General features: G+C 75.0%; 9 protein-coding genes. 5 read left to right on the forward strand and 4 right to left on the reverse strand.

The genetic code is table 11. From position 1 onward, the window contains the following. Positions 1–25: 25 nt before the first annotated feature. Positions 26–961, reverse strand: coding sequence for a DNA-3-methyladenine glycosylase (locus VR45_RS22235; RefSeq protein WP_045941572.1), 936 nt, complete (start codon positions 959–961; stop codon positions 26–28). Positions 962–1,051: 90 nt separating this feature from the next. Here VR45_RS22235 and VR45_RS22240 point away from each other — a divergent pair, with 90 nt between their 5' ends. After that, entirely contained in the window at positions 1,052–1,543 is a 492-nt protein-coding gene (locus tag VR45_RS22240) for an SgcJ/EcaC family oxidoreductase (protein WP_045941573.1), read from the forward strand. 34 nt (positions 1,544–1,577) lie between these two features. Here the strand turns inward: VR45_RS22240 and VR45_RS22245 are convergent, their stop codons facing one another. Next, complete coding sequence (locus VR45_RS22245) at positions 1,578–2,789, reverse strand: peptidoglycan recognition protein (RefSeq protein WP_045941574.1); 1,212 nt, start codon at positions 2,787–2,789, stop codon at positions 1,578–1,580. Positions 2,790–2,893: 104 nt separating this feature from the next. Here VR45_RS22245 and VR45_RS22250 point away from each other — a divergent pair, with 104 nt between their 5' ends. The 3 genes from VR45_RS22250 to VR45_RS22260 all read left to right on the forward strand — a co-directional run bounded on the left by VR45_RS22250 (position 2,894) and on the right by VR45_RS22260 (position 7,012). Continuing rightward, positions 2,894–3,685, forward strand: coding sequence for a TIGR03089 family protein (locus VR45_RS22250; protein WP_045941575.1), 792 nt, complete (start codon positions 2,894–2,896; stop codon positions 3,683–3,685). A gap of 36 nt (positions 3,686–3,721) precedes the next feature. Continuing rightward, positions 3,722–5,128, forward strand: coding sequence for an LCP family protein (locus VR45_RS22255; protein ID WP_078896736.1), 1,407 nt, complete (start codon positions 3,722–3,724; stop codon positions 5,126–5,128). Between the two features lie 216 nt (positions 5,129–5,344). Next, positions 5,345–7,012 (forward strand): LCP family protein, encoded by a 1,668-nt coding sequence (locus VR45_RS22260; protein WP_234326080.1) that lies wholly within the window; start codon positions 5,345–5,347, stop codon positions 7,010–7,012. Between the two features lie 6 nt (positions 7,013–7,018). Here VR45_RS22260 and VR45_RS22265 read toward each other — a convergent pair whose 3' ends face one another. Both VR45_RS22265 and VR45_RS22270 read right to left on the reverse strand, forming a co-directional pair. Further along, positions 7,019–7,711 (reverse strand): acyltransferase, encoded by a 693-nt coding sequence (locus VR45_RS22265; RefSeq protein ID WP_045941576.1) that lies wholly within the window; start codon positions 7,709–7,711, stop codon positions 7,019–7,021. A gap of 109 nt (positions 7,712–7,820) precedes the next feature. After that, a complete protein-coding gene (locus VR45_RS22270; protein WP_045941577.1) occupies positions 7,821–8,861 on the reverse strand; it encodes a glycosyltransferase family 2 protein in 1,041 nt (346 codons plus the stop codon). Positions 8,862–9,080: 219 nt separating this feature from the next. On the opposite strand from VR45_RS22270, the gene VR45_RS50120 reads away from it, so the two are divergent. Then, the coding region (locus tag VR45_RS50120) for an LCP family protein (protein WP_052709285.1) at positions 9,081–10,496 on the forward strand (1,416 nt) is incomplete at its 3' end.

A 10,496-nucleotide genomic window follows, 5' to 3' on the forward strand; every position in this document is an offset into this window, starting at 1 on the left:
GCACAGCTCACCCGAACGTGCGGTTTCAGCGGCGGCGGTGGTCGTTGGGGGTGAGGCGGGGGCCGAAGCGGGGGGCGTGGGTGCCGGTGGACAGGAGGATCCGGCACAGGCGGTGGCGGTGCGGGCGGTAGGGCTCCAGGAGGGCCAGCATGTCGGCGTCGTCGCTGCGGACGCGGCCGGCCAGCGCCCAGCCGACCGTGTTGGGCAGGTGGAAGTCGCCGACCGAGACGGCGTCCGCGTCCCCGTTGCAACGCTGCAGGGTCTCGGCGGCCGTCCAGATGCCGACGCCCGGGACGGCGGTCAGGCGGGCGAAGGACTCCTCGTGGCCCATCGCGGAGGCCTCCTCCAGCCGGGGGGCCAGCCGGACGGCGCGCTGCACCGTCGCGGAGCGCTTCGGGTCGACGCCCGCGCGGTGCCACTCCCAGCTCGGCACCAGCGACCACTCCCGGGCCGAGGGTGCCACCCACAGGCCCTCGGCCGGGCCGGGTGCCGGGGTGCCGAAGGCGCGCAGCAGGGTGTGCCAGGCCCGGTACGCCTCGCCGGTGGTGACCTTCTGTTCCAGGATCGCCGGCACCAACGACTCCAGGACCAGGCCGGTCCTGGTCAGCCGCACCCCCGCCGCGCCGCGCTGCGCCTCGCGCAGCGGGCCGGCCGGCAGGACCAGGCCCGCCGGGTCGTCCTGGGCGCCGAGCAGGCCGGGCAGCCCGTCCAGCAGCCACTGCGCACCGGGCCCCCAGGCGGTCGCCTCGACCACGCCCTCGGACGGCCGGGGCAGCACCCGCAGGGTGCCGATGCCGCCGGGGGTGCGGGAGGCCCGCCAGAGGGCGCCGTCGGCGGTCCTCCGGTAGGACGGGTCGGCCGGGCCCCGGCGCAGCGGCAGCAGGGTGCGGGCCACGTCCAGCGGGAAGCCGGGCCGCCAGTGGCGGACGGCTCCGGCGTCGGGGCTCCCGGGGCCGGGCACGTCCGCGGGTGCGGTCCGGGGCGCGCGCCCGCCCGTCGACGTCCCGCTCACCGCCGTGCACCTCCTGCGCCGTCCGCCGACCATAGGGATATGAACGATACGCGGGTGCCGGAGCTGTCCGCCGGTGACGAGAGTGCCGTGCGGTCCCTCTACCACCGGGTGCTGGAGGGGTGGAACCTGCGGGACGGCGCGGCCTTCGCCGGGCCGTTCGCGGTGGACGGCGAGCTGATCGGCTTCGACGGGACCCGGCACGGCGGCCGGTCGGTGATGGCCGCCGAACTAGGACGCATCTTCACCGGCAGCCCGACGCCCGAGTACGTCGCCAAGGTCCGGCGGGTGCGGGCGCTGGGGTCCCGGGTGGCACAGCTGGACGCGGTCGCCGGCCTGGTGCCGGACGACGCGGAGGACCTCGATCCCGCGCTGAACGCGCTGCACACGGTGATCGCGGTCGACGCGGGCGCCGGCTGGCGGATCGCGCTGCTGCAGACCACCCCGGCCCGGTACGACGAGCGGCCGGACCTCGCGCGGGCGCTGACGGCCGAGCTGCGGGCGCTGATCGCGCGCGGGCCGGGCCCGGAGTAGGGCGGGCCCGGCCCTGGCGTCGGCGACCCGGGCGTCAGCGGCCCTGGAGCCGCGCCGCCTCGGTGCGCAGCTCGGGGAGCTTCGGGTACAGGGCGTCGCCCGGGCACTCGGTGTTGAAGGCGTCGCGATGCCCGGAGACGGCCTGGAAGACCGCGCCGGTGCCCGCCGGGTAGAGGCTGCCGTCGGAGCCGGAGACCAGCCGGGTGCTCCCGCCCGCGTCCTGCTCGGTGAGGCCGAGCTTCCAGGCCGCGATCCGGGCGACCCCGGTCAGCAGGGGCGCCGGGGGGAGGTCCGTGACAAAGGTGCCGATCGCCGCGACGCCCGCCGAGTCGGTGTTGAAGCCCAGCGTGTGCGCGCCGTGCACCGGCAGGTCGGTGCCGCCGGCCCGGCCCTCGTAGACGGTGCCGCAGCGGTCGACCAGGAAGTTGTAGCCGATGTCCCGCCAGCCGTTGCTCTGCACGTGGTACTGGTAGATCGCCCTGATCAGCCGGGGCGCGTCGGAGCACGCGTACTCGGTGGTGGTCGCGGTGTGGTGGACGAAGACCACCCGGACCGGTCCGGTGTACTCGAAGTCGGGCTCGCGGATCGACTCGTCCGCGCCCCAGCCGGCCCGGGTGACGATCTCGGGGCGCGGGGCCTGGTGGTGGCCGGTCCGCCGGCCGCCGTCCACCGGTTCGGCGGCGGTGCTCCGCGCGCCGGCGGACCGGACGCCCTCCCCCGGGTCGACCAGCTCCACCCGCAGTCCGGGCGGCGGTCCGGCCGGACCGGGCGTCACCTCGACGGCGACACCGTCGCTCGGGCCGGTCCACAGCGGGGCGGTGGCGCCGCGCGGCGCACGGCCGTCGGCGGCGGTGGCAGCAGCGGTGACGGCGGCGTCGGCCCCGGCGTCCGGACCGTCCTCGCCGTCGGTCTCCAGCTCGTGCCAGCCGCTCCAGACGCCGGTGGCCGCGTCCCGGACGCGGACCTTGACGGTGCCCCCGGCGAGCGCCCGCGCCGGGCCGTCCCAACCGACGCCGAGCAGGTCGAACCGGCGGGCGGTGCGCCCGGCCAGGAGCCGCCCCCCGGTCAGCGGGAGCGAGGTGACCGAGCCGCTGCCCGCCGGACCCCGCGCCCCCGGCCGCTCCACCGGAGCCCCACCCCCGGCCCGGGCCTCGGCGGGGATCGACGGGAGCGTCAGGACGGCCGCGAGGACGGCGAGCAGGACGACGGGCGGGCGGCCGCGGAGGGCACGAGGAGAGATGCTCATAACCCGGATGTTCACGGGATTCCGACCTGGCCGCCACGCCACCCCGCGACCCTTCCGCCACCCCTCCCGGACGTCCACCCGAAGGCCGTAGGCTGGGGCGCACCATGACTTCGCCTTTCGCTGCCGATGCCCGTACCCCCGTCGAGCTGCTGCACGCTTACCTGCGAGGTGGCACTCCCTCGGTCGACCCCGCGGCCCCACTGGTCACCTTCTACGACGACGCCACCGGCGAACGCGTGGAGCTGTCCGCGAGGACCTTCGACAACTGGGTGGCCAAGACCGCCAACCTGCTCCAGGACGAACTCAACGCCGGTCCGGACGACCGCGCCGCGCTGCTCCTCCCGGCCCACTGGCAGAGCGCCGTCTGGCTGCTCGCCTGCTGGTCGGTCGGGGTGACGGCGGTCCCGGCCGGCGACCCGGCCGCCGCCGACCTGGTGGTCAGCGGCCCGGACGGGCTGGAGGCCGCCCAGGCCTGCGAGGGCGAGCGGGTGGCGCTCGCCCTGCGGCCGCTCGGCGGGCGGTTCCCCCAGCGCCCGGACGGCTTCCTGGACTACGCCGCCGAGGTGCCCGGGCAGGGCGACCGGTTCGCCCCCTACTCCCCCGTCACCCCGGACGCCCCCGCGCTGGAGACCGTGGTCGACGGCCTGCCGCTGAAGCTGACCGGGGACCAGACCGTCCAGCTGGCCCGCGAGGGCGCCGTCCGGCTCGGCCTCGGACCGGGCGACCGGGTGCTCTCCACCCTCTCCTTCGACGACTGGTCCGGGCTGGAGGCCGGGCTGCTGGCGCCGCTGGCGGCCGGCGCGTCGGTGGTGCTCTGCCGCAACGCGGACGGCCTGGACGCCGAGCAGTGGGAGAAGCGGGTCGAATCCGAACGGGTGACACTGCGCCTCGGGTAACCCCCGGCCCCGGCCGGGCGGGTAGGGATCCCTGCCATGGCCGAGGACGACACCGAGCACCCCCCGACCGAACCCCTCCCGACCGAGCCCCCGCAGACCGAAGTCCCGCCGACCGGGCGGACGCCGAACGGAGAACCGCCGACGGGACAGCCGTCGGACGGGCCGGACGGCGCCGCCGGGGCGGGAGGCTCCGGGGGCCCGGAGTCCCCCGGTGCGCCCGGTGCGCCCGGCGGAGGCAGACGCCGGCGCCGGCGGTGGCTGATCGTCACCGCCGGCGTCCTCGCCTTCCTGCTGGTCGGCTGCGGCACGCTGCTCTGGGTCGCCTACCGCAAGCTCGACGGCAACATCCGCACCGACTCCACCACCGACCAGCTGCTGGCCCGGCTGGAGGCCGAGCGCCCCAGCCGGACCGCCGGGGCCCGGGGCGCCGAGAACCTGCTGCTGCTGATCGGCAGCGACGACCGGACCGGCGCCAACGCCACCTACGGCGCGGCCGGCGGCCAGCGCTCGGACACCACGATCCTGCTCCACCTGGCGGCCGACCGGCGGCACGCGACCGCCGTCTCCATCCCGCGCGACGTCATGGTGAGCGTCCCGGCCTGCGAGAAGCCGGACGGCAGCCGCAGCCGGCCGACGCTGATGCAGTTCAACGCCGCCTTCGAGACCGGCGGCCCGGCCTGCTCGATCCGGACCGTGGAACAGCTCAGCGGCATCCGGATCGACCACTACGTGATCGTCGACTTCGCGGGCTTCAAGCGGATGGTGGACGCCGTCGACGGGGTCGAGGTGTGCGTCCCGCAGCCGATCCACGACAAGGACGCCAAGCTGGACCTCGCGGCCGGGCGGCAGACCCTGCACGGCGAGCAGGCGCTCGGCTACGTCCGGGCCAGGGAGACCCTCGGGGACGGCAGCGACACCCAGCGGATGGGGCGTCAGCAGCAGTTCCTGGCGGCACTGATCCGCAAGGTGCAGTCGCAGGACGTCCTGCTCAACCCGACCAAGCTGTGGCCGGTGCTGGACGCCGCCACCTCCTCGGTGCAGGCGGACGGCGGGCTGTCCTCGCTGGGCGAGCTGTACGACCTGACCCAGGACCTGCGCGGGATCCCGTCCTCGGACGTGACCTTCCTGACGGCGCCGCGACGGCCGTACCGGTTCGACTCGGACCGGGACGAGTTCGTGCAGCCGCAGACCACCCAGCTGTTCGCGGCGCTGCGGGACGACCGGCCGGTGGAGGTGCGGCCGCCGGGGTCGAGTCCGTCCGCCGCCCCGGTGGGGACGAGGCCGACGGCCGCGCCCTCGGCCTCCGCGTCGGCGTCCGCGTCGGCGGCGGCGGCTTCCGGGTCGGCATCGGCGTCCGCGGGCCCGTCTCCGTCACCGGGCGCGAGCGGCCCGACGGCCTTCGAGGGACGGACCGCCGACGTGGACGCCTGCGCGGTGCATTGAGCCTGGACACGATCACTGTTCCGTACACGGATCACGATCTTGGAAGGGTTCTCCCCGGAAATTCCCGGCCCCGTATTCGGCCGCGGAATTCGCTCCGGAAACCATGGCGGAGATCACACCCGGAACAATTCCCTCATCCGGCTCGTCTAGGGTGTCCGAGTCGGTCGCGCAATTCGCGCGCCGGGCCGAGGAGCGGCCGGAGGGAGGGGAGCACCCGTGCAGCAGGACATCCATGCCGGAGGAGCGGGCGCCGACCGGCACCCCGCCGACCCCGTCCGGGGCATCCCCGTCCAGCGCCGGCACACCCCGGCCGAGGCCGCGTCCGAGCCCCCGCACCCCGGCGGCCGGGCCGCCCGGCGCCGGGCCCTGACCGCCCGGCGCACCCGGCGCCGACGGGTGCTGAAGTGGACCGGCGGCCTCGCCGCGTTCGCCCTGGTGGCCGGCTGCGGCGGCGCGTACTACGCGTACCAGCACTTCAACAACAACATCACCGCCGTCAAGGTGCAGCTGGGCAACGAGGCGGAGCGGCCCAAGCCGGCCGGCGACGCCCTGAACATCCTGGTGATCGGCACCGACAGCCGGGAGGGCCTGGGCCGCGAGTACGGCGACGAGGGCAGCACCGGGCACGCGGACACCACGCTGCTGTTCCACATCGCCAAGGACCGCAGCAACGCCACGGCGCTCAGCATCCCGCGCGACCTCATGGTGCCCGTCCCGGAGTGCCAGGCACCGGACGGGAAGACCATCCCCGGGACGGCGCGCACGATGTTCAACAACAGCCTCGGCCAGGAGGGCCGCGATCCGGGCTGCACCTGGAAGACCGTCGAGAAGGTCACCGGGATCCGGGTCGACCACTTCGTGATGGTCAACTTCGACGCCGTCAAGACACTCTCCACCGCCGTCGGCGGCGTCGAGGTGTGCGCGGCCAAGGACATCAACGACCCGGACTCGCACCTGCGGATGAGCAAGGGCCGGCACGTCGTCCAGGGCGACGAGGCGCTCGCCTTCGTCCGCACCCGGCACGCCGTCGGGCTGGGCGGCGACCTCACCCGAATACCGCTGCAGCAGCAGTTCATCGGCTCGATGATCCGCTCGATCAAGAGCAGCGACACCCTCACCAACCCGGCCAAGCTGTGGAAGCTCGCGGACTCCGCCACCAAGGCGCTCACCGTGGACTCCGGGATCGGCAGCGTGGACAAGCTGAAGGACCTCGCGCTGGACCTGAGCAAGGTCGACAGCGGGAAGATCACCTTCGCCACCGTGCCGGTGCTGGACGACCCGGCGGACGAGAACCGGCTGGTGCTCAAGCAACCGGACGCCGCCCAGCTGTTCTCGATGGTCGGCGGCGACCGCTCGCTGACCGAGCCGGCGGCGGGGGCGGCGGTGCCTGAGGCCCCGGCGGCGACGGCTCCGGCGGCCACGCCTGCGCCGGCTGCTCCGGCAGCTCCGGCTGCTCCGGCTGCTCCTGGGGGTGCGGCGTCGACGGCCGCCGCGACCGACGCCAAGGACCTGCGGGTGACGGTGCGCAACGGCACCGGGACGCCCGGGCAGGCGCAGCAGACCGTCGACCGGCTGGTGGCGAAGGGCTACGCCAAGGCCGCCACCGCCGCCAACGCGCCCGTCGCGACGACCACCTCGATCGCCCACCCGGCCGGGAAGGCCGCCGAGGCGGCGGCGCTGGCCGCCGCGCTGGGCCTGCCCGCCGGCGCCGTCAAGGCCGACCCGAAGCTGGGCGCCCGGGACGGGCTGGTGCTGGTGCTCGGCAAGGACGCTCCGGCGGCGGCCGCCGCCGAGGCCGCCGCGACGCCGGCCCCGGTGCCGAGCGAGGCTCCGAAGGACCTCCAGCGGGTCCAGGGCGACGACATCGACGCCTGCGCGAAGTAGTCGCTCCTACTGGGGAACGTCGTTCAGGGGCTCGACCGGCGGCTCGGGCTCGACCGGGGGCTCGGGCTCGACTGGGGCGAGCAGGCCGTCGTGCTCCCGGTACTCCTCGCCGGTGCGCGGGCAGACCCAGCGGTCCGTTCCGGCCGGTCGCAGCGGTTCGCCGGCCCGGCCGACCCATTTGATCCGACGGGCCGGGACCCCGGCCACCAGGGCGAAGTCCGGGACGTCCCGGTGCACCACCGCGCCGGCCGCGACCAGCGCCCAGCGACCCACCGTCACCCCGGCGACCAGGACGGCGCGACCGCCGATCGAGCAGCCCCGACGGAGTGTCACCCCTCGGGCGTGCCAGTCCTCGCCGCGCTTGAGCCGGCCGTCGACGTCGACCGAGCGCGGGTAGAGGTCGTTGGTGAGCACCGCCGCCGGTCCGACGAAGACGCCGTCCTCGAGTACCGCCGGCTCGTAGACCAGGGCGTGGTTCTGCAGCTTGACCCGGTCGCCGATCCGCACCCCCGGGCCCACGTACGCGCCGCGGCCGATGATGCAGTCCGCGCCGATCACCGCGTCCTCGCGGACCTGGGCGAGGTGCCAGACCGTCGTCCCGGCGCCGAGCACGGCGCGCCCGTCGACATCGGCGGTGGGTTCGACCCGGGCCCCGGAGCCCTCGGAAACGGCGGCGGACCCGCCCTCGACTGTCCCCATGGCGCCCGACGATAGCGTCGGGCGCGGGGACGGGAGGGTGGGTCCGCGGGATTGGCCGGATGGTGCCTCGGCCGCGTTCGGCCGTGTCCTCAGCCGTGTCCGGCCGCGTTCAGCCGCGTTCGGCCACCACGTCCGTGCTGGACGGGGCGCGGCTCCCGATGACCTTGCGGGCCAGCGAGCGGGGCGAGGTGAGGAAGCCGAAGCCCCAGCTGAGGTGCATGGTCGCGAAGGCCACCGCGAGCAGCGCCTTCGCCTTGGGCGACAGGCCGCGCCCCTCCTTCACCGCGCCGGCGGCGATGCCGAGCACATAGATGCCGGGCAGGGCCAGGAAGGCCGGGTGGACGGCCAGGCCGAGCAGCAGTCCGAGCGTCACCCCGGCGAAGGCGGTGGGGGGCGCGAGGTAGCGCAGGTTGACCGAGCCGCGGTGGTAGCGGGTGACCACCCGGCGCCAGCGGCCGTAGTCCTTGTACTGCTTGGCCAGGGCCTTGATGGTGGGCCGGGGCCGGTAGGTGACGCGCAGCTGGGGGGTGAACCACACCAGGCCGCCGTCCTGGCGGATCCGGTAGTTGAGCTCCCAGTCCTGGGCGCGGACGAACTCCTCGTTGTAGCCGCCGAGGCGCTCCAGCACCTCGCGCCGGAACACACCGAGGTAGACGGTGTCCGCCGGGCCGGCCAGGCCGCCGGTGTGGAAGGCGGCGTTGCCGACACCGATCTTGGAGGTCATCGCCGCGGCGACCGCGTGCTCCCACTCGGTCTCGCCCTCGGCGTGCATGATGCCGCCGACGTTGGCGGCCTCCATCTCGCCGAGCAGCCGGACCGCCGTGGTGATGTAGCCGGGGGTCAGCAGGCCGTGGCCGTCGACGCGCACCACTATCGGATGGCGGGAACCGCGGATGGCGGCGTTCAGCCCCGCGGGAGTACGCCCTGTGGGGTTCTCCACCGTCCGGACTCTGGGGTCCTCGGCGACGAGTTCGGCGGCGATCTGCGCGGTGCGGTCGGTGGACGGACCGAGGGCGATCACCACCTCCATCGACCCGGCGTAGTCCTGTTCCAGGATGTGCCGGACGGCCGTGCGCAGGTGTCGTTCCTCGTTGAGCACCGGCATGATCACGGAGACCGCCGGCAGCTCCTCAGCAGCCTTGGTGTTCATCGGGGCCAACCGTACCGGTGCGGGCGGGGTGTCGTCTTGTCCCGGTCTGGGCGTCTCCGCCCGGGCGGGCAGGGAGTGTGCGAAGGACCGTCGTAGGAGCTGTCCGGGGTCGCCCGTGGGGCGCACGGAGGAACGTTTCGCCGGCCGGGGCCCACCGTACTCCCCGGCCACGGCGCGCCCTCACCCGGCCCGGCCGAGGGCGCCCCTACCATCCGAGAGATGCCCGTCTCCCCCCGCTCCGCCCAGCCCGAAGACCCGGCCGGCGACCCCTTCGAACGGTCCGGCGACCCGCTCGAACAGTCCACCGACCCGCTCGACCGGAGCGGTGAGCCGCTCGACCGGCCCGGCGGCCCCTCGGAGCGGCGCCGCTTCTGGCCCCGCCGACTGGCCGCCGGCATCGCGTTCAGCGTCCTCGTCACCTCCTGCGGAGGCTGGGCAGTACTGCACGGGATCGGGTCGATCGACCGGGTGGACGCCTTCAGCAACGACCGGGCACGGCCGGCCGACGACGGCTCCACCACCTTCCTGGTGGTCGGCACCGACGAGCGCGACGGGATCCCGGAGAAAACGCTCAAGACCGTGCTGCACGCCGGGGGGGAATCCTGCCACTGCACCGACACGATGATGATCGTCCAGCTTTCCGGGGACGGCTCCCGGGCCGGTGTGATCAGCATTCCCCGGGACTCCTACGTCGACATTCCCGCCCACCGGGACCCGGCCACCCGGCGGACGGTCCCGGCGGGCAAGGGAAAGATCAACGCCGCGTTCGGGATGGGCGGCCCGCAGCTGACCGTCGCCACCGTCGAGCAGAACACCGGGCTGCGCATCGACCACTACCTCCAGGTCGACTTCGCCGGGTTCGTCTCCGCCGTGGACGCCGTCGGCGGGGTCCGGGTCTGCACCGCCAAACCGCTGAAGGACGAGTACTCGGGCCTCGACCTGCCGGCCGGAACCAGCACCCTGGACGGCGCCGGCGCGCTCAAGTACGTCCGGGCCCGGCATGTGGACGGCAGCTCCGACCTGGGGCGGATGCACCGGCAGCAGAAGCTGGTCGCGCAGCTGCTGCACCAGGTGACCAGCGGCGGAGTCCTGCTCAACCCGGTTCGGCTGGCCCGGGCGACCGACAGTCTGCTGGCCTCGGTCAAGGCCGACAAGGGGCTCTCGGCGGACGACCTGATCACGCTGGCGACCCGGATGAAGGAGCTGACGGCCGGGCGGGCCGACTTCGTGACCGTGCCGCTGGCCTCGGTGGACCACCCGGTCGCCGGCTGGGGCTCGACGGTGCTCTGGGACAAGGAACGGGCCCGGGCGCTGTTCGACGCGGTGCGGGAGGGGCGGCCGCTGACGGCGGAGGACGGCGGGGCGGGCGGGACCGGTGGCGGAGCGGGAGGGGCGGAGCCTTCGGCGGCCCCGGCTACGGCTACGGCAGCGGGGGCAGGGGCAGGGGGCGGGGCGGCAGCAGCGGGGGCGAGCACCGTCGCGCCGGAGCAGGTGCACGTCCAGGTGTTCAATGCGGCGGGGGCGGCCGGTCTCGGTGCCCGGGTCGACGCCGAGCTGCGGCGGGCCGGGTTCGCCACCACCGGCGCGCCGTCCAACGCCCCGGCCGGCACACCGGCCGGCCGCACGGTGATCCGG

Origin of the sequence: Streptomyces sp. NRRL S-495 (assembly GCF_000966955.1) — a bacterium.
Taxonomy (GTDB): domain Bacteria; phylum Actinomycetota; class Actinomycetes; order Streptomycetales; family Streptomycetaceae; genus Kitasatospora; species Kitasatospora purpeofusca.

Excerpts from the sequence above, each read along its gene's own strand:
- VR45_RS22240 (WP_045941573.1), top strand. The coding sequence starts at position 1,052 with ATGAACGATACGCGGGTGCCGGAGCTGTCCGCCGGTGACGAGAGTGCC.
- VR45_RS22245 (WP_045941574.1), bottom strand. The coding sequence starts at position 2,789 with ATGAGCATCTCTCCTCGTGCCCTCCGCGGCCGCCCGCCCGTCGTCCTG.
- VR45_RS22250 (WP_045941575.1), top strand. The coding sequence starts at position 2,894 with ATGACTTCGCCTTTCGCTGCCGATGCCCGTACCCCCGTCGAGCTGCTG.
- VR45_RS22255 (WP_078896736.1), top strand. The coding sequence starts at position 3,722 with ATGGCCGAGGACGACACCGAGCACCCCCCGACCGAACCCCTCCCGACC.
- VR45_RS22265 (WP_045941576.1), bottom strand. The coding sequence starts at position 7,711 with ATGGGGACAGTCGAGGGCGGGTCCGCCGCCGTTTCCGAGGGCTCCGGG.
- VR45_RS22270 (WP_045941577.1), bottom strand. The coding sequence starts at position 8,861 with ATGAACACCAAGGCTGCTGAGGAGCTGCCGGCGGTCTCCGTGATCATG.